Raw genomic sequence first — 18374 nt, 5'->3', positions numbered from 1 at the left:
GGTACCGCACATGCCTAGGTTCAATGAAAGAACCCTTAGGGGCACGGTCCCCCGGAGCGCACCGCACACACCACACACCGCGCACGCCACGCGCTCCCGGGAGTCGCCCCCGCCACCCCGGCCCACCGCCACCCTGGCCCTGACCAGCGCCGCGACCGCGGTGGCCCTGATGACGTACACGGCCCCGATGGTCACGCTGCCGGACACCGCGGCAGCCCTGCACACCCCGCTCTCCGCCCAGGCGTGGCTCCTCAACGGCGCCCCGCTGGGCCTCGCCGCACTGCTCCTGGTGGCCGGCAGCCTCGCCGACGACCACGGCCGCCGCCGGGTCTTCCTCGCCGGCACGCTGGCACTCGGCATCACCACGGCCCTCGGCGGGCTCGCGACGTCGACCTGGGCCTTCACCCTGGCCCGCGTCGCCCAGGGCGCGGCGAGCGCGGCGCTCCTGGCGAGCGGCCTGGGCCTGCTGGTGGCGGCGTTCCCGAGCCCGCGGGGGCGGCTGCACGCGACCGGCGTGTGGGGCGCGTTCGTGAGCGGCGGCATCGCGGCCGGCCCGCTGGTCGCCGGCGCGCTGCCCGGCTGGCGGGTGGGCTACGCCGTCCTGGGCGCGGCGGCCCTGCTGGTCGCGGGTCTTGGCGTGCGCGTGCTGTCCGAGTCGCGCTCGCCGCGGGGCGGCCGGCCGGACGCCGCCGGGGCCACCGCCTTCGGACTGGCGCTGGTCGCCCTGGTCGCGGCACTCACCCTGGGCCGGGACGGCTGGCTGCGGGCACCGGTCGGACTGCTGCTGGCGGCGACCGTGGTACTGGTGGCGGTCTTCACGGTCGTGGAGCGGCGGGTACGCACCCCGATGATCGACCTCGGCCTGCTGCGCAGCCCCCGCTTCCTCGCGTCCTCGGCCGGCGGCCTGTTCACGGGTCTGGCGGTGATCGGCCTGTTCAGCTATCTCCCGGCGCTGTTGCAGCAGACCCTGCGCCTGTCACCGATGGACACGGCATGGCTGCTCCTGCTCTGGTCCGGGCTGTCCTTCGCGGTGGCGCTCCAGGCGAAGCGCCTCGCCGGGCGCGTGCCGCCGCGCGGCCAGCTGGCGGTCGGTTTCCTGCTCCACACGGTCGGCGCGCTGACGATGCTGGGCGCGGTGGCCGCGGACTCCTGGGTCCGGCTGCTGCCGGGACTCGTGCTCAGCGGGGTGGGCAGCGGCCTGCTGAACGCGGCGCTGCCGCTGCTGGCGGTGGAGTCGGTACCGATCGAGCGGGCGGCGATGGGGTCGGGCGCCCAGCAGACGTTCCGCTACATCGGGTCCTGCGCGGGCGTGGCCCTGACCATCGCCCTGGCCACGTCCTCCGGAGCGGGTCTGTCCCATGGAGCGGACGTGGCGATGGCGGTGTCGGCCGGCCTGGGGGTGACGGGCGCGGCGAGCGTGCTCGTCCTGCGGGAGCGGGGCTGACCGGAGCCCCGCCGCGGTCACCGGGACCGCGGTCGCATCGACAGCAGCTTCCCCCACACCACCAGCCGGTACCGGGACGTGAACTCCGGGGTGCAGGTGGTCAGGGTGAGGTAGTAGCCGGGGTCCGTGTAGCCGTAGGCGGGTCGTACGGCCGAGCGCGGCACAGGGCGGAGGACACCGGAGTCACGGGCCGACGTCCGCGGGAGGATCTGGTCGACGGCGTACGTGTACGTCGCCGTCCTCGTCTCCACCCGGATCGTGTCCCCCGCCCGCAGCCGAGGCAGGTACCGGAAGGGCTCTCCGTGCGTGTTCCGGTGCCCGGCGAGCGCGAAGTTCCCTGCCCGGCCCGGCTGTTGGGTGCCGGGGTAATGACCGGCGTACCCCTTGTCGAGCACGTCCCGCTTCCCGACGCCCTCCGCGACCGGCACGCGAAGCCCCAGCCGGGGGACGGTCAGCACGGCGTACGCACGGGAGTGGCCGGTCCGGGACGGACCGGTGGCGGGGTACGACCGCTGCCGGGCCGTGGCGCCCGGCGGGCCCGCCGACGGGGAGGGCGGCGCTGCCGGGACCGTACCGGCGTCGGCGGGACCGGGGGCTGCGGTGTCGGGGTCGGCGGCGTCCCATTCCCTTTCCAGCGCCGCCACCTTCCGCTCGGCTCCCTGCCTGGCCTCCCGGTTCGTCCACCACAACTGGTGCGCGACGAGCAGCAGCAGGACGGCCCCGACGGTCACCAGGGCCTCGCCCCCGGCCCACATCACCCGCCGGCGCCGGGCACGCCGCCGCCGCGTGCCGTTCGCCACGACGGGCACCCCGCGCACACCGGAAGCCCGCATACGCCGTACGCCTCCCCACCGCCCCTTCGCCCGAAGCCGCCCACGCAGCCGGCACGATAGGCGCAGGGCCGCCAACTCACCAGAGCCGCGTCCCAACTCCCCACGCCCCACTACGGGACGACACGGCACCGGAGCCCGAGCCGCACGAAGAGGCGAAGACCTGCCCCACCGGTCACCCTGACCGCCGTCCGCCCTGTCGGCCATCGGCAGTACGGTGTCCCCCATGCGCCCCGACACGCCTGCCGAGAACGTCGACCACACCGCCGAAGCGGCACGCCTGGAACGGACCGCCGGCCGCTATCCCGAGGACGCCGAGGCCCTGCTCCTCCAGGCCGCGGCCCATCTGGAACTCGCCGGCGACCGCCCCGCCGCGACCGCGCTCTACGACCGCCTGCTGTCCGCCCCGGACCCCTTGGAGGCCCCCCACCTGGTGCGGGCCCTGAAGGCGGCCAACCTCTGGGAGTACGGCCACGAGGCGGAGGCCCGCGCGATCATCGAGGGGGTCCGCACCGCCGCTCCCCGGGACCCGGCGCCCTGGGTGATCGTGGCCGAGGCCCTCGAATCCCACGACGAGCTGGAAGCGGCACACGACGCGTTCACGCAGGGCGCGACGCTGCTCCTGACGGACGTCCCGGAGCCCCCGTACGCCACGCACCCCCTCCTCTTCGGCCGCCACCGCGTCCGCCGGATGCTGGGCGCGGCCCACGACGACTGGGACACCCTGGCCGACACCCTCCACTCCTCCTCGGTGTCCCTGGACGAACTCCACGACCCCAAACGCGTGTGGTCCCTCGGCTCGGACAACCCGGCGGAGCTGGAGGCCGAGATCTCCCGCCTCCGCGCGGAACTCGGCGCCCACCGCGAGGCCCTGTCCCGCCCGTTCCCGGTGGCGGTCCTGCACTGGCCGGCCACGGAACTGGACGAACTGCTGTCCGCCTACCCGTCCCTGGCGACCGAGTACCCGTCCCGGGAGCAGCACCTGACGACCATAGAGTCCTCCCTGCGCGAACTGTCCTCCTCGGGCACGGCCAACCTGGGCATCGTCACCGGCACGGTCCCCTCATACGAGGCCTTCGCGGCATCGGAGGCGTCCTCCCCGACGGAGGTGGAGCTGCTCCCCCAGTACGCAACGACCCTGGCAGCGAGGGGAAGGGCGACGGCTTGGCCACCGGAACGGGGAACGGCTTGCTGGTGCGGAACGGCACAACCGTACGAGGACTGCCACGGCAAGCCGACAACTTGAGAAACAGACCACAGAACACCTGTGCGGCCGCACTAAAGGAGCCCAGTGACTGCTGTTAGAACAGATCCCACATCGCACGGGCGACCGTGCGCACAAACCACAAGGGGTCAAGGAAGCAGTCGTGGCACAGCAAGCAGCACAGCCAGAGGATGCGTCAAGACCGGTCGCCGGTGTCTACGAACAACTGATTACCCGCGACGTACACGGCGAGCTGAAGCGCTTTGAAGCCGCCGGTTGGAAAGCCATCGAAGCCGAGGTCAGCCCGGAATCTTCGCCGCATGTGCTGGCTCGCTACGTGGGTGAAGCTGTCGCGCGAAGGTTGCGCGAGATTCCGCCCGCGGATCGAGTGGAGACCGCGAACCACATCCTCGCCTCCCTGACCAACGGCGCGTCTGGTCCGGCCGGGGCCGAAGCCGTAAGCACCATCGTGGAAGGACCACGGCAACTCCTGGCCCTCGCCCAGCAGGAGGCTCCGGGCGTGTACGCCGTGCGTCCCCTCACGCCCCTGTCGGAGACGTCACTCATCACCAACTCCCCCGACGATCTCAACCTCGGCACCGAGCTCAGGGCGGAACTCGCTACCGCAGACCGTATCGACCTGCTGTGCGCGTTCGTGAAGTGGTACGGCATTCGTGTCTTGGAAGACTCCTTGCGCGCCGCCAAGGAACGAGGTGTACCGATCCGGGTCATCACGACGACGTACATCGGCGCCACCGACCGCCATGCACTCGACCGTCTCGTCCACGACTTTGGCGCCACGGTAAAAGTCAACTACGAGATCCGATCCACTCGACTGCACGCCAAGGCTTGGCTGTTCAGACGCAGCAGTGGCTTCGATACCGCATACGTCGGGAGCTCCAATCTCTCGAAGGCTGCACTGCTGGACGGCCTGGAATGGAACGTACGCCTGTCGTCCGTTGCCACCCCTGCGGTGCTCGACAAGTTCGAAGCAACCTTCGATGCCTATTGGAACGACTCCGCCTTCGAGACGTACGACCCGGATCAGCACGGTGAACGTCTCGACTCCGCCTTGGCCCAGGCGGGCGGCACCGCGTCCGCTGCTGATCTGAGGATCAGCCTGTCGGGACTGGAAGTACGGCCCTTCCCATACCAGCAGGACATGCTTGAGCGCTTGCGGATCGAGCGTGAGATCCGCGGGCGAAGCCGCAACCTTCTGGTCGCGGCCACTGGCACCGGCAAGACGGTGATGGCTGCTCTGGACTACCGAAACCTGAGGGAGAAGTTCGAGGGTGGTCGGCCAAGGCTGCTTTTCGTCGCCCATCGCAAGGAGATCCTCAAGCAGTCCCTACGCACGTACCAAGAGGTACTGGATGACGCTTCGTTCGGTGAGTTGCTCTACGGCGGGGAAGACCCGCGTGCTGGGAACCATGTCTTCGCCAGCGTGCAGTCATTGAACATCCAGCGGCTAGAACAAATGGCTCCCGACCACTTCGACATCATCGTCATCGACGAGTTCCATCACGCTACGGCCACCACCTACCGCCGAGTCATCGATCACTTCAAGCCGAAAGAACTACTCGGCCTGACTGCGACTCCCGAGCGTATGGACGGTCTCAATGTGCAGGATGAGTTCTTCGACGGCCGCATCGCAGCAGAGATGCGGCTCTGGGAAGCCCTTGAGAACGATCTGTTGTGCCCCTTCCACTACTTTGGCATTCCCGACGGCACGGACTTGACGAACCTCGGCTGGCAGAAGGGCACCTACGCGAACCAGGAACTCGGCGATCTCTATACCGGCAACCATGCCCGAGCTCGTATCGTGGTCAAGCAGATCTGCGACAAGGTTTCTCAGCCAGGAGCCATGCGTGCGCTGGGGTTCTGTGTGACCAAGGCGCACGCCCACTTCATGGCCGACTTCTTCCGGCAGGCCGGCTTCCAAGCCACGGCACTCGACAGCGACTCGCCTGCGGCAGTACGGGCCCAGGCCCTGTCGGAGTTGCGTGATGGCAAGCTCCAGGTCATCTTCTCCGTTGACTTGTTCAATGAAGGGCTCGACATCCCAGATGTCGATACGCTGCTTCTCCTGCGCCCCACCAACAGCGCCACCATCTTTCTCCAGCAGTTGGGTCGCGGCCTGCGACGCACCCAGACAAAGCCAGTCCTCACGGTCCTCGACTTCATCGGCCAGCACCGAGCGGAGTTCCGCTTCGAAGAGCAGTTCCGCGCCCTGACGAACCTCTCTAGAAACCGGCTCGTCGACCACATCGAGCGTGACTTCCCACTCCTGCCCTCCGGATGTCAGATCATCCTGGAAGGCAAGGCGAAGGATCTCGTCCTCGACAACATCCGGACTCAACTGGGTGCCACGGTCAAGACCTTGGTAACCGAGGTCAAGGCTTACCGCACGCTCCGGCTTGCCGACTATCTCCGTGAGAGCCGTCGGGAAATCAAGGAGCTGTACAAGAGCGACAACTCATGGACCACGGTCCTCCGCAGAGCGGGCCTGCTGAACTCCCCTTCGCCCTCTGGCGAGTCCGCACTACTCAAGCGAGTCCACGCCTTCCTCCACATCGATGACTCCGAACGTGCGAACGCCTACCTCCGCCTGCTCGCCGACGATGCACCGCCCTACGAGTCGCTGCCCCCGACAGATCAGGCGTACGCCCGCATGCTCTTCTTCAACCTCTGGGACAACGCGGGCGGGTTCACCAGCTTCCAGGAAGGTCTCGCATCACTGCGGACCCAGCAGGCACTCCGGGATGAACTGCGGCAAGTGTTGTCGTACGTCATCGATCAGGCGGACCACTTCCCGATCCCTCTGGAGGGCGATCACAGTCACGTTCCGCTGAAGGTGCACAGCGCCTATAACCGGTCCGAGATCCTGGCGGCACTCGGGGTAGCCCGTTTCGGAGGTCAGATGCCCCGCTCCTTCGCCCAGGGCGTCCAGTGGGTCGACGAGCTTCAGACGGACGCCCTGCTGATCACCCTTGAGAAGAACGAAAAGGACTTCTCGCCCACCATCCGGTACAAGGACTACGCACTGAGCCCAACCCTGTTCCACTGGGAGTCACAGAACTCCACCGCCGAGACCTCGCCAACCGGGCTGCGCTACCAGCATCATGCCCAGCGAGGCACCCATGTCCTGCTGTTCATGCGCCGCTACAAGAACACCGACATCGGCAAGTCCCAGCCGTGGGTGCTCCTCGGGCCCGCCACCTACGAAGGCCACACGAGCAGCAAGCCGATGGCCATCACATGGCGGCTTCAGCATCCCCTGCCGGCGGACGTGTGGTCGTATGCGGCCATCGCTACAAGCTAATTGAGCACGCCTGACATCAGAACGTTCGGCTAACGTCTAGACATGGACGTAGCTTCGATCAGACCCGGACTGCTGACGACGCGCGAAGAGATGCAGAAGGTGTTCGGCGGAGGACGTCAGGCCGGCATCGAACCCTCCGACAACACCCCAAACATCCTCATCTACGTAGATCACGACAGCGGCAAGCAGTACGGCTACGAGGACGGCTGGCTGGGAGAGGAAGACGAGCGGGGCCCTGTGTTCGAGTACACAGGACAGGGCAAGGTCAGAGACCAAACGTTTCTGGGAACGGGGGGTTCTCGCAACGCCGCGGTCCTCTATCACGCAGAAGCCGGAAGATCCCTACGGGTTTTTATGGCCGCGGGTAAAGTACCGGACTCTAAGTCTTCCGCCAAACAACAACGGTATGTTGGCGAATTTGAGCTGGACTCGAAGCAGCCCTACACCGTGCGCGAGGCAAAGGACGAGGAAGGTGAGCGGCGTCGCATCATTGTCTTCCGCCTGCGCCCCAAGGGAGATTGCGAGCGCCTCACCGAGGACGTCGTCACACGCGCCAAAACCACTGATGCGCATAGGGTCTCTGCGGGTGTTGTCACAAGCAGGATGATCGAGCCCAAGATGGTTGCCCCCAAGAGGAAAGGGGCAGCGGAGAGCCGGCGTGCCGCCCAGCCGAGCCTTATAGCCGACCTCCGCCAATCAGACCTACGGGACAAGTATCGTGCGGAACTGACGAAGCAACGACACGAAGTTTTCGCATTCCAAATTAAGATCGCAGGCACGACAACGATCCTCAAGACCGACCTCTACGACGCCACCGCACACGAATTGTATTCAGTGAGGGGTGACAGCAGTCGAGAGGAAGTGCGCACGGCGATAGGCCAACTGAAGGATTACGTAAGGCACATCAGGCCGGGCAAGCCCAAGCTGACCGTTCTTCTCCCCGAAAAGCCACAGGACGATTTGCTGGATCTTCTCCACACAGAAGGGATCGATCTCGTCCACCAGGACGGTACCAGATACACGAGATACGCGGTCAAGTAGCCACCTTTCCACCCTCATGGAGCCGCCGTGCCCACCTCACCAGAACACGAGTTCCTGACACAAGCTGCGCTACGCATCATGGAGAACGCCTCACGCTCACGGCTGTTCGGGTACGTAGAGGGGCAACGCAAGCTATTTGACTTCTCGTGCGACCTCAAGAAGGACTGGTCGAAGGTGGTTTCGGGTCAAACGCTGTGGAAACACGGCGGGGATGGAATCGACAAGGACATCAGGACGCTCCTCAATGAGCCGGACATCGCTGCCGCCGTGTACATCGCGCGCCATGAGAGCCGGAACCGCACTCGGCTTGCGGAGGTAACCCAGTCCTTCCTCAATACGCCGATGCGGGACCGCTTGTCTCGCTTGCGCGTGTTCTGGGTGCCATCGGATTTTGATGCGGACGACGAGCAAGCCCAGGAATCAACCTACAGCTATCTGAAAGAGGAGATGACGAAGGACCTCCTCATGCAGGTAGCTCTCGGAGGTCTCAACCCGCTAGATGTGACCCGTTTTTCGTCGTCACGGCGCCCCGGACTACCCATCGCCATCCTGTCCCATGTCAAGCAGCACGGCTATAGAAACCACAGCCACACCGCCAAGGTGCTGGCCACAAGCAAGGACGCGCTTCGTGCTGAGACTGAACGGCTCTTCGTCATTGGATTCCTTGCAAGCGACAGCCTGCAGGGCGGGATTTACCGCGTAACAGACAGTGGATCGGCCATGCTTGACGTCTGCTCACGACTGCGGGATTACCTTCACGGAACTCTCGGCGACGAAAACGAGAACCTTGAGCTCGAACACATCTGCAGACTACTGGGCATAGACTATCCCTCCATACCAACCGATACTCGTCTGCTAGGAAAGGGTGCCACGGTTGATATACAAAACCCCACGGCCCTTCTACTCCAACATGTCGCCCAAGCCGATGCCGACAATTCCACAAAATGGCCCGCCCCTTACTTCAGGTCACCCTGACCTTGCGCGATAGGTTCGACCATTACTGTAGGCAGCAGGACGTGGCGGTCCGGCCTTTCTTGGCGCTTCCCGCGACGGGAGACGTACCGCTGTAGGACACTCGTCCTAGACCGGCGGAAGCAAGGAGTACTCAATCGTGAGCGCACAGTACGCAGAGACGTCTGGACCTGCGACGCTGCCGTTGAAGACCATCGGTGACATCAGAGCCGCCCTCAGGTCCGGCCATGGCTTTCCCAGCGACCGGGAGTCCTTTGAGGCGGATCTTCAGCATGCGCTGGAGACGTCCTCGGAGACGGACCTCAACGCTGTGGCCACGGTGATCGTCGACTATCGGGGCCGAATCCGGCTCTACCAGGACCCCGACTTCGACATCGCCGTACAAGAGGGCATCGACCTCACGGCCCGGTTGAAGCAGGAGGCACAGGACCGATGAGCGGCGCAGCGTTCCGGGGTTGGCAGTGGCCTACGTATACACCCCAGCGCCACCACCGCCTACCGTGGCCATCGTCTCGCTGACGCCGGACGACGGTGCTGCTTCCGAATGATGTGGGACGTCCGTCGTCGCTGGGGCCGGTGTGCGCGGTGGGGTGGGCGGTTGAATTCTCGGGCTGAAGGTTGCTTGGACGTCGCGGGGCAGGTTCTCCGTGACACGAGGGGGTCGATGTATGCGGGGTGCTGTCGTTGCTGTCAGTTGTAGCGGGGTGTACTCCTTCACCAAGCCGAATCGGGAGAGCATCACCCTGCTTGCCGGGCTCGGAGTTGAGGGGGACGTGCACTCGGGGGTGACCGTGAAGCATCGGTCGCGGGTCGCGCAGGACCCCACGCAGCCCAACCTTCGGCAGGTGCACCTCATGCACGAGGAACTGTTCGAGGAGGTCGGCGCGGCCGGGTTTCGGGTGGGGCCCGGGGAGTTGGGGGAGAACATCACCGCCCGGGGCATCGATCTGCTGGCGCTGCCTGTGGGGACGCTCTTGCGGATCGGTGACGACGCTGTCGTCGAGGTGACCGGGCTGCGGAATCCCTGCGTGCAGATCGACGCCTTCCAGGCCGGGTTGCTGAAGCAGGTCGTCGGGCGGGACGCGGACGGGAAGCTCGTGCGCAAGGCCGGCGTCATGAGCGTCGTGAAGGTGGGCGGCCGGGTGCGGCCGGGTGACGCCATCAAGGCCGAACTGCCGGATGGGCCGCATCGGCCGCTGGACCGGGTCTGAAGCGCCGCCGGGCCCGCCCGTGGAAAGTTGACACGCCTTGACTCAGGTTCGGGGCGGTGCGTGGGCCCGGGGTTAGCCTCTGGGCAGTGGCACAAGGAGGCAGACATGGCCATGGTTCCCAGCTCTGTGATCGCCGCGAGCGGGCTCGTCGGCGGGTACGGCGTCGCCCGCTGGACGAAGAAGCGGCAACTCGGCGGGGTCGTCCTGGCCGTCGCGGGGGCCGCCGCCGCTCAGCAGTGGCACAAGCAGGCCGGGCCCGGGGCGGCGGGCGTGCTCGGTGCCGCGTATGTCGCCGCCTTCGCCGGGTCGCATCCGCTGGCCAAGAAGATCGGTGCCTGGCCGTCCGTGTTCGGGGTCGCCGGCGCCGTCGCCCTGGCCTCCTGGGCCGTCGCCGACCGGCGCGCCTGAGCCCGGCCCGGGGCCGAAAGGCCCGTTCGTCTCCGCCGCGCGCAGCGCCTCCACCAACCCGAGCGGCAGCGACGTCACGGGATGCTAGTCCGCCGCCGTCAAGGGGCGGGCCACATCCTCCAGTGGCCGTCGTTCCGCCGGTACCGCCAGCGCCGCCGCGACCAGCCCGGCCGCGCACATCAGGCCCGCGCCGACCTGGAAGGCGAGGACCGTGTCGCCGACCCTGCCGGTGCCGGTGAGCCCGGCGAACAGGAGCGGGCCGCTGATCCCGCCGGCCGCGGTGCTGAGGGCGTAGAAGAAGGCGATGGACATGGCCCGGGTCTCCATCGGGAAGATCTCGGAGACGGTCAGATACGCGCTGGAGGCGCCCGCCGAGGCGAAGAACAGCACCGCGCACCAGCACGCGGTCAGCGTGCCCGCGCCGAGCGCGCCCCGGTCGAACAGCCAGGCCGTGCCGAACAGCAGCAGGCCGGAGAGCAGATAGGTCGAGGAGATCATCACCCGTCGGCCCACGGTGTCGAAGAGCTTGCCGAGCAGCAGCGGGCCCAGGAAGTTGCCGGCCGCGATGACGACGAAGTAGTAACCGGTGTCGCCCGTCGGGACGGCGAAGAACCTGGTCAGGATCGCGCCGAAGCCGAAGGTGATCGCGTTGTAGAGAAAGGCCTGGCCGACGAAGAGGGCGAAGCCGAGCACGGCGCGTCTGCGGTAGTCGTGGAGGACCGTGCGGGCGATCTCCCGGAACCCGATGCTGCGGCGCTGGCGGATGACCAGTACGCCACGCGGCTGGGGCAGCGGTCCGCCCCGCTCCGCGACGACCTGCCGCTCGATCGAGGCGACGATCCGTTCCGCCTCCCGCTCCCGGCCGTGGATCAGCAGCCAGCGCGGGCTCTCGGGGACGTGCCGCCGTACCAGGAGGATGACCAGGGCGAGCACGGCGCCCAGCGCGAACGTCAGCCGCCAGCCGACGTCCGCGGGCAGCAGGCCGGTGTTCAGCGCGACGATCGACAGCAGCGAACCGCCGACCGCGCCCAGCCAGAAGCTGCCGTTGATGAGCAGGTCGACCCGGCCGCGGTGGTACGCCGGGATCAGCTCGTCGATCGCCGAGTTGATGGCCGCGTACTCGCCGCCGATGCCGAAGCCGGTCAGGAAGCGGAACAGGAAGAACCACCAGGTCGAGAAGGAGGCCGCGGTCAGCGCGGTGGCGGCCAGATAGACCCCCAGGGTGATCATGAAGAGCTTCCGGCGGCCGTAGCGGTCGGTCAGCCGGCCCCAGAAGAGGGCGCCGGAGCAGGCGCCGGCCACATAGAGCGCGGCGGCGACGCCGGTGACCTCGCCCGAGGTGATCGGCAGCCCGCTGCCGGGCTCGGACAGCCGGCTCGCGATGTTGCCGACGACCGTGACCTCCAGGCCGTCCAGGATCCATACGGTGCCGAGGCCGATCACGATCGTCCAGTGCCAGCGGGACCAGGGCAGACGGTCCAGCCGGGCGGGTACGGAGGTGGTGACGGTCCGGCCGGTGGCGGCCTGGGCAGCGGTCATGGGCACGGACTCCCTCGTCGTCGGGTCGCCGCGTCACCGAGGAGCCCAGCAGGGATCCCGCGTCGCCGAGAAGCCCGCCAGGTCCCCTCGGCCACCGAGAAGCCCGCCAGGTCCCCTCGGCCACCGAGAAGCCCGACAGGACTCCTGGGTCACCGAGGAGCCCGACAAGACTCCTGGGTCACCGAGGAGCCCAACAGGGTTCCCGTGTCGCCGAGAAGCCCGGCAGGGCCCCGCGTCGCGCAGAAGCCCGGCAGGGCCCCCGCGGCCGGCCCGGCTAAGCGCCGAACGCCCGCGACACCGTGTAGATCAACAACCCTGCCAGGGAACCGACCACCGTGCCATTGATGCGGATGAACTGCAGGTCACGGCCGATGTGGGCCTCGATCTTGCGGGTGGTGTGCTCGGCGTCCCAGCCGGCCACGGTGTCGGTGATCAGGGAGGTGATCTCCTTGCGGTAGGTGGTCACGATGTGCACCGCCGCGCCCTCGACCCAGCTGTCGACCTTCTCCTGGACCTTGGGTTCGGTGGCCATCCGGGCGCCCAGCGTCAGCAGCGAGGCGCGGACGCGCAGCCGCAGCTCGCTGCGCTCGTCCTCGGCCGCCGAGACGATCATGGACCGTACGGCCGTCCAGGCGGAGGCGATCAGGTCCTGGACCTCGCCGCGGCCCAGCACCTCGCCCTTGAGCCGCTCCACGCGCGCGCGGGTGTCCGTGTCGGCCTGCAGGTCGGAGGCGAAGTCGCCGAGGAAGCGATCGAGGGCGCCGCGCGCCGGGTGGGAGGGCATGTCCCGCATCTCGGTGACGAAGCGCAGCAGTTCCTTGTAGACCCGTTCGCCGACCTTCTTGTCGACGAAGCGCGGGGTCCAGCCGGGGGCGCCGCCCTGGACGGCGTCCATGACCTGCTCGTCGTGGAGGACGAGCCAGTCGTGCGCCCGGCCGACGATCAGGTCGACGAACCGCTTGTGACCGCCGTCCGCGACGATCTTCTCCAGCATCTTCCCCATGCCGGGGGCGATCTCCTGGGCGTTGGCGCGGCGCGTGATGGCCTCCCCGACCACCGCCTGGACGTCGGAGTCGCGCAGCACGGTCAGGGCGCCGCGCAGCGCCGTGGCCAGCTCCGCCGTCACCCGGTCCGCGTGTTCGGGCTCGGCCAGCCAGGTGCCGAGTCTGCTGCCGATGCCGACGGCGCGCAGCCGCTGCCGTACGACGTCCTGGGAGAGGAAGTTCTCGCCGACGAACTCGCCGAGCGAGATCCCGAGCTGGTCCTTCTTCGTGGGGATGATCGCGGTGTGCGGGATGGGCAGGCCGAGGGGGTGGCGGAAGAGGGCGGTGACCGCGAACCAGTCGGCGAGCGCGCCGACCATGCCGGCCTCGGCCGCCGCGGCGACATAGCCCGCCCAGGGGCCCGCGCCCGCGCTCGCGGCCCATTTCGCGAGGATGTAGACGACGGCCACGAAGAGCAGCAGACCGACCGCGGTGAGCTTCATGCGCCGCACGCCGCGCTGCCGCTCCGCGTCGGCGGGGGTGAACGACGTCATGGCGCGCTGGCTGCGCGGCGCCGCGGGCCCGGCCGCCGTGCCCGCGGCCGGGCCCGTCTCCGTACCGTCCGCCGCACGACCGTCCGCCGCACGTTCGATCATGCGTTCGGCCGTACGTTCTGCCGTACGCCCTTCCGCGCCTTCCTCCGTGCGTTCCATACGCTCCACCCGTTCGGCGATCCCGCACCCATTGTCCCAACCTGACCGACTCCTGGAACGGAACAAGAGTTCCCGGCGTCTGTCCGGGCGGGGGTTTGCACAGGGTCCTGTCAGGTCACCCCGGCTCATGACACATCATGGGCTCGTCGGACCGGAGCCCCGGCTCCCCTCGCCGAGGAGAACAACACAAGCATGACCAGGCGTCATGGCTACGTCCTGCTCAGCGCGGTCATCGCGCTGGTGCTGGGACTGTCCGCCGCCATCTACGCCGGCGTGGCTGCCGACGACGGCACGCCCCGCACCGCCGTCGCCAGTCACCGTCCGCGCCACGACCCCTCGGCGGCCCCCGCCTCCGCGGGCACCTGGGTCGGCGCCTGGTCCGCCTCCCCGGTGGGCGGCGAGCCGGGCACGGAGACGCAGGGCATGGCGGGCCGCTCGGTGCGCAACGTGGTCCACACGAGCGTGGGCGGCACCAGTGCCCGGATCACGCTGTCCAACCTCTACGGCCAGTCGGCGCTGGCCGTCACACGCGCATCCATAGCGGTCGCGGCCGGTGACGACACCGCGGCCGCCGTGGCCCGGACGATGCGGCGGCTCACGTTCGGCGGCAGCACCGACGTGGTGATACCGCCGGGTGAGCAGGTGGTGAGCGACGCCGTACGGATCACCGTCCCGCGCGCGGCGGACGTCCTGGTCACCACGTACTCGCCGACCGCCGCGGGCCCGGTCACCTACCACCCGCACGCGCGGCAGACCTCGTACATCGCCTACGGCGACCGCACCGAGGACACGACCGCCGCCCGCTACACCGAGCAGACGTCCACCTGGCGTTATCTGACCGCCCTCGACGTGCTGAGCAACGAGTCCGACGGCACGGTGGTGGTGCTCGGCGACTCGCTCACCGACGGAATCACCTCCACCGAGAACGCCAACCGCCGCTGGACGGACCTGCTCGCCCGGCGGCTGCGCGACGCGGTCTCGGACGGTGCTGACGTGCCCCACTACAGCATCGTCAACGCGGGCATCAGCGGGAACCAGATCCTGGCGGACGGGCTGGGCCGGCCCGCCGACAACGAGAACGCGCTCGACCGCTTCGAACGGGACGTGCTCGACCGTACGAACGTCAAGGTGGTCGTCATCGACCTGGGGGTCAACGACATCCTCCGCAACCCGCTGCTCGCCGACCCGGACCGGATCACCGAGGGACTGCGCACGCTGGTCCGCCGGGCCCATGCCCGCGGGCTCAAGGTCGTCGGCGCCACCCTGATGCCGTTCTCCGGGCACCGGGGCTCGACACCGGCCCGCGAGCGGGTCCGCCGGGAGATCAACGCCCGGATCCGCGCGGGCGAGGTCTTCGACGCGGTGGCCGACTTCGACGCGGCCCTGCGGGACCCGTGGAGCCCGCGCCGGCTCCGCCCGGAGTACGACTCGGGCGACCATCTGCACCCCAGCGACCGGGGCTACCGCAGGATGGCCGAGACCTTCGACCTACACGCCCTCAAGGGCGCGGGCCAGGCGGAGCTATAGCGGAACCGGCACCGACAGCCGGCCGACGGCGGCAGGATCGTGACAGCTCAGCCGTCGGCCGGGTGGGTGGCGTCCTGCGGGGCGGTGGGGTGTGTGGCTCGGGTGGTGGTCGATGTCTGTCTGGAGCCGGGCGGCACCCCGTGCCCCCGGATGGCGGGCAGCCCCGTGACGCGGCCAGGTAGGGCCCACGACGACGGGGGGCTCTGCCATGCCGGCCCGCATGACGCGTCCGACCTCGACGCGCTGCTCGCGCGACTCTTGCCCGGTCAGCGGCTGGCGCCGGCCGGCCACACGATGCGCACGGGCACACCGGTCCGCTCCGCGTAAGCGACCACGTCTGCTGTCCCGCCGAACGCCCAGGCCGGTTTCCCGTCCCACACGGCGATCAGCTCGTCGACGAGGCCCACGAGGATCTCGCTTCCCGCCTGGTGCGCCTCGGAGGTTGACTCGGTCATGCCGGTTTCATGGATGTCGACCGCGCCGCTGTACAGCTCGTCATAGATGGGGTGGTGCGACTCTGGAAGGCTCTCGCGGTACTCCGTCGCGGGAACGACGACTTCGAGACGGCCGCCCTGCTTCAACACCGCTTCCGCGAACCATGCATCGGGACCGTCGGCGATGCACGACACGGCTGTCAGGTCGGCGGTGTCCAAGTCGCGTACGACCTCATCAAGCATGGCGCGTACCCGTTGGGCCACCTCCTTGCTGAGCCCGCGATGTCCGGTGATCCCTACGCGCATCGATGATCCCCTCTGCTACAGGTAAACGCCGTGAAGGCGCTCGTCGAAGTCCCGCACCGCCTTTGGCGGTGAGGCGGTTGTGAGGGTACGGCGTACGGCGCGGGCCCGCTCCACGATCCGCCCGGACCGGTACGTCAGACCGGTGTCGAGGGCGCGCGAGGCGAGGGCGAACGCGGCGTCCACTCTTCCGGCGGCCAGGTGACCGGCGGCGATGTCCAGTACCAGCAGGGCGCGTTGTTTGGCGTGGCCGGTGGCCAGGGCCGCTACGTCGTCGCTGATCACCCAGGCCGCCAGGCCGAGCCGCGCGCCGCAGGTCACCCGGCAGGCGGCCACCTTCTCCGGAGTGAAAGAGAAGACCCACGGCCACGGTGGCGGCTCCTCGGTCGTCTTCAAGGCCACGGCAGCGGAGCGGCTCGCGGTCAGGGCTTTGTCGGTCGCCCGCCGATCCCCGGCCGCTGCGTGGCCGAGGGCTTCGACGCTTGACAGCCAGGCATCCGCGACGGGCGGACGCCGGTCCCCAAGCGCGCGCCGAGCTCGGAGTGCCTGGTTCAGTGCCTCCACGCCGTTTCCGGCGTGTGCCTCGAACTGGGCGAGCGTACCCCGCTGGTAGGCGGCCAGCAGGGGGTTGCCGGCCGTCTTGGCGGCCTTGATCGCTGCACCGTACCAGGACCGGGCGGAGCCGTAGTCGCCCTTGTCCCAGGCGAGCCAGCCCGCGAAGGAAGCGGCTTCGCTGCCCACCGCAGCAAGCCGTTCCCGGTCGCCGTTGCCGCGCGCGGATCGGGTGATGCTCTGGATGAGCCGGATGTGAGCCTCGATGGTGTCATACAGGTCACGGGACGGGGTGGAGCCATCGAGCCGTCTGTAGGCACTGGTGGACAGGCGCAGCGCGGCGGCCTGCCCACCACCGCCATCGGCGGCATCAACGGCAGGAGGTGGGGACAGGACCGAGGTCGCTGCGACTGCTACGACCCCGCCTAGAAGTGTCCTGCGCTGCATGTCGTCTGACCCGTCTTTCACCTGCGCCTGGGGACGGCCGTCCGCGAGGCCCACCAGCGCCGGCGGAATGGCGAGGTGTGCGGCTGCCGCCTCCAGGATGTTCGTGCTGTAGTCGCCCTGGCCCTTCTTCTCCAGGCGGGAGACGGTGGACTGCGACAGGCCCAAAGCCTGCCCCAATGCCGTCTGCGTCATCTGTTGTGCCTTGCGGGCCAATTCGATGACGCGCCCGTAATCCCCGGCCCGGGACGCGTCCCGGATCAGCCCTGTCTGGAAGTCCACGGCGTACCCCCACGCTACGAGTCTCCACGGCTTTGGGCGCCTACCCGCACCCGCTCAGTGCATTTCCGTATGCGAGTGCCGCATGAGTGATGGTCGCATGGGCGCGGTTGATCGTTGACTCATGTCAGCACCAACAACCGCCGTAACGCGGCGCATTGGTGCGACGGAGGCCGTTCCCGCCACCGGGACGGACGGCCGTCACCTCTCATTCCGCTCACCACGACGAGGCTCCGATGACCGAGATCAGAACGGCCCAGGCTTCCGCCGCCCCTACCCGCCCCGAACCGGCCGGCGCCGCGCGGTGGCCAAGGCCTGGCTGTACCAGGCGGCGCCGTCCCACGAAGCGGCCAATGAAGAGTGGACGACGCAGGGCATCGCCGTGCTGACCGCGGGCATCGTGTGGGACGCCGTACGCGTGCCGTACACACCGCTCGGCGCGGACCTGGACCACCACGCCGACCCCGCCCAGCCGCGCCGCCGACTAGCCGAACCGCGGGTGACTTCCACTCCGGGCCCGTACTGGGTGACGCTCCCGGACGGCACCGGCCCCCTCACCGACCCACAGCACCTGCACCAGGCGCTGGCGGCGAAGCAGCAGGACGCCCTGACGGGCGCACCGCAGGTGATCGCGTGAGGAGCCACGACCCGTTAGGTGCAGAGCTGACCGGGGATGGCCGGGCCCGCCGGCTTCCCGCTCCCGGCTCTCCCCGCAGGGGCCGGCGGGCCCGGCCCGGCACACCCGGCCCGGTGATGTCCAGCAGTGTGCCGGGCCGTCACTTTCGCTTCGAAAAAGGAAGGTTCTCGATCGTGTTGCCTCCGGCACCGCCAGGCCTCGTCCCCTACATCGCCGGATGGAGTGAGGAAAGGCTCCTGTCGTGTCCGGTCACCCGCCGCCGCGTGGTCCCGGGGATCGGGTACGCGGATGAGACGCCGTACGACCGCGACAGCTTCGGTGTGCTCTGGGCCCGGTACGCCCTCCGGCCGAAGCGGCGCCGGGGCAGCCCACAGCTCCGGAACGTCCACCCCTACCGGCAGCGCCGGGCGATGCTGAACATGATGTGCCAGGTCTGCTCCCGTATGCCGCCGGACCCGCACGGCCCGCATCTGTTTCTCCTGCGGGACTCCTGTGGTGCGGTCCGGGAGGGGGAGCGGACGACGAGTCCGC

General features: G+C 68.6%; 15 protein-coding genes and 1 pseudogene. 11 read left to right on the top strand and 5 right to left on the bottom strand.

The genetic code is table 11. The features are described from left to right. Window positions 1-10 precede the first annotated feature (10 nt). Window positions 11-1444 (top strand): MFS transporter, encoded by a 1434-nt coding sequence (locus CTZ28_RS07810; RefSeq protein ID WP_121888534.1) that lies wholly within the window; start codon window positions 11-13, stop codon window positions 1442-1444. Window positions 1445-1461: 17 nt separating this feature from the next. Here the strand turns inward: CTZ28_RS07810 and CTZ28_RS07805 are convergent, their stop codons facing one another. Then, window positions 1462-2277 carry a class E sortase gene (locus CTZ28_RS07805; protein ID WP_121888533.1) on the bottom strand — a complete coding sequence of 272 codons (816 nt, stop codon included), beginning with the start codon at window positions 2275-2277 and terminating at the stop codon, window positions 1462-1464. Between the two features lie 223 nt (window positions 2278-2500). On the opposite strand from CTZ28_RS07805, the gene CTZ28_RS07800 reads away from it, so the two are divergent. The 7 genes from CTZ28_RS07800 to CTZ28_RS07770 all read left to right on the top strand — a co-directional run bounded on the left by CTZ28_RS07800 (window position 2501) and on the right by CTZ28_RS07770 (window position 10432). Beyond that, window positions 2501-3520, top strand: a complete 1020-nt coding sequence (locus CTZ28_RS07800; RefSeq protein WP_121888532.1) for a hypothetical protein — start codon at window positions 2501-2503, stop codon at window positions 3518-3520. A gap of 121 nt (window positions 3521-3641) precedes the next feature. Further along, entirely contained in the window at window positions 3642-6800 is a 3159-nt protein-coding gene (locus CTZ28_RS07795) for a DEAD/DEAH box helicase (protein ID WP_183154295.1), read from the top strand. Window positions 6801-6842: 42 nt separating this feature from the next. Then, complete coding sequence (locus CTZ28_RS07790) at window positions 6843-7841, top strand: SRA domain-containing endonuclease (protein WP_147481118.1); 999 nt, start codon at window positions 6843-6845, stop codon at window positions 7839-7841. 27 nt (window positions 7842-7868) lie between these two features. Beyond that, the gene (locus CTZ28_RS07785; protein WP_147481117.1) at window positions 7869-8816 is read left to right on the top strand and encodes a hypothetical protein; all 948 of its coding nucleotides are present in this window, start codon (window positions 7869-7871) and stop codon (window positions 8814-8816) included. A gap of 136 nt (window positions 8817-8952) precedes the next feature. Further along, on the top strand, window positions 8953-9249 hold the full coding sequence (locus CTZ28_RS07780) for a DUF6247 family protein (protein ID WP_183154294.1): 297 nt from the start codon (window positions 8953-8955) through the stop codon (window positions 9247-9249). A gap of 232 nt (window positions 9250-9481) precedes the next feature. Continuing rightward, entirely contained in the window at window positions 9482-10024 is a 543-nt protein-coding gene (locus CTZ28_RS07775) for an MOSC domain-containing protein (protein WP_121888529.1), read from the top strand. A gap of 105 nt (window positions 10025-10129) precedes the next feature. Next, on the top strand, window positions 10130-10432 hold the full coding sequence (locus tag CTZ28_RS07770) for a hypothetical protein (protein WP_121888528.1): 303 nt from the start codon (window positions 10130-10132) through the stop codon (window positions 10430-10432). Window positions 10433-10516: 84 nt separating this feature from the next. On the opposite strand, the gene CTZ28_RS07765 is transcribed toward CTZ28_RS07770, so the two are convergent. Both CTZ28_RS07765 and CTZ28_RS07760 read right to left on the bottom strand, forming a co-directional pair. Then, window positions 10517-11971: an MFS transporter gene (locus tag CTZ28_RS07765; RefSeq protein ID WP_121888527.1), complete on the bottom strand. Its 1455-nt coding sequence runs from the start codon at window positions 11969-11971 to the stop codon at window positions 10517-10519. A gap of 274 nt (window positions 11972-12245) precedes the next feature. After that, window positions 12246-13508 (bottom strand): DUF445 domain-containing protein, encoded by a 1263-nt coding sequence (locus CTZ28_RS07760; protein WP_121888854.1) that lies wholly within the window; start codon window positions 13506-13508, stop codon window positions 12246-12248. A 351-nt stretch (window positions 13509-13859) separates the two neighbouring features. On the opposite strand from CTZ28_RS07760, the gene CTZ28_RS07755 reads away from it, so the two are divergent. Then, complete coding sequence (locus CTZ28_RS07755; protein WP_121888526.1) at window positions 13860-15194, top strand: SGNH/GDSL hydrolase family protein; 1335 nt, start codon at window positions 13860-13862, stop codon at window positions 15192-15194. A 266-nt stretch (window positions 15195-15460) separates the two neighbouring features. Here CTZ28_RS07755 and CTZ28_RS07750 read toward each other — a convergent pair whose 3' ends face one another. Then, the gene (locus CTZ28_RS07750; RefSeq protein WP_121888525.1) at window positions 15461-15934 is read right to left on the bottom strand and encodes a hypothetical protein; all 474 of its coding nucleotides are present in this window, start codon (window positions 15932-15934) and stop codon (window positions 15461-15463) included. Between the two features lie 15 nt (window positions 15935-15949). Continuing rightward, window positions 15950-17209, bottom strand: coding sequence for a helix-turn-helix domain-containing protein (locus tag CTZ28_RS07745; protein WP_121888524.1), 1260 nt, complete (start codon window positions 17207-17209; stop codon window positions 15950-15952). Window positions 17210-17510: 301 nt separating this feature from the next. Here CTZ28_RS07745 and CTZ28_RS07740 point away from each other — a divergent pair, with 301 nt between their 5' ends. Both CTZ28_RS07740 and CTZ28_RS47660 read left to right on the top strand, forming a co-directional pair. Beyond that, a complete protein-coding gene (locus CTZ28_RS07740) occupies window positions 17511-17843 on the top strand; it encodes a hypothetical protein (protein WP_121888523.1) in 333 nt (110 codons plus the stop codon). A 263-nt stretch (window positions 17844-18106) separates the two neighbouring features. After that, window positions 18107-18374 (top strand): annotated as a pseudogene (locus CTZ28_RS47660) (hypothetical protein); the annotation flags it as partial.

Source organism: Streptomyces shenzhenensis, assembly GCF_003688995.1.
GTDB lineage: Bacteria > Actinomycetota > Actinomycetes > Streptomycetales > Streptomycetaceae > Streptomyces > Streptomyces shenzhenensis_A.
Note: the sequence above shows the minus strand (reverse complement) of the source record. Positions and strands in the feature narration are given on the sequence as shown.

What these genes read in the sequence shown, in the direction of transcription:
- CTZ28_RS07775 (WP_121888529.1), top strand. Translation starts at nt 9,482, where the DNA reads ATGCGGGGTGCTGTCGTTGCTGTCAGTTGTAGCGGGGTGTACTCCTTC.
- CTZ28_RS07750 (WP_121888525.1), bottom strand. Translation starts at nt 15,934, where the DNA reads ATGCGCGTAGGGATCACCGGACATCGCGGGCTCAGCAAGGAGGTGGCC.
- CTZ28_RS07805 (WP_121888533.1), bottom strand. Translation starts at nt 2,277, where the DNA reads ATGCGGGCTTCCGGTGTGCGCGGGGTGCCCGTCGTGGCGAACGGCACG.
- CTZ28_RS07790 (WP_147481118.1), top strand. Translation starts at nt 6,843, where the DNA reads ATGGACGTAGCTTCGATCAGACCCGGACTGCTGACGACGCGCGAAGAG.
- CTZ28_RS07770 (WP_121888528.1), top strand. Translation starts at nt 10,130, where the DNA reads ATGGCCATGGTTCCCAGCTCTGTGATCGCCGCGAGCGGGCTCGTCGGC.
- CTZ28_RS07755 (WP_121888526.1), top strand. Translation starts at nt 13,860, where the DNA reads ATGACCAGGCGTCATGGCTACGTCCTGCTCAGCGCGGTCATCGCGCTG.
- CTZ28_RS07800 (WP_121888532.1), top strand. Translation starts at nt 2,501, where the DNA reads ATGCGCCCCGACACGCCTGCCGAGAACGTCGACCACACCGCCGAAGCG.
- CTZ28_RS07760 (WP_121888854.1), bottom strand. Translation starts at nt 13,508, where the DNA reads ATGACGTCGTTCACCCCCGCCGACGCGGAGCGGCAGCGCGGCGTGCGG.
- CTZ28_RS07810 (WP_121888534.1), top strand. Translation starts at nt 11, where the DNA reads ATGCCTAGGTTCAATGAAAGAACCCTTAGGGGCACGGTCCCCCGGAGC.
- CTZ28_RS07765 (WP_121888527.1), bottom strand. Translation starts at nt 11,971, where the DNA reads ATGACCGCTGCCCAGGCCGCCACCGGCCGGACCGTCACCACCTCCGTA.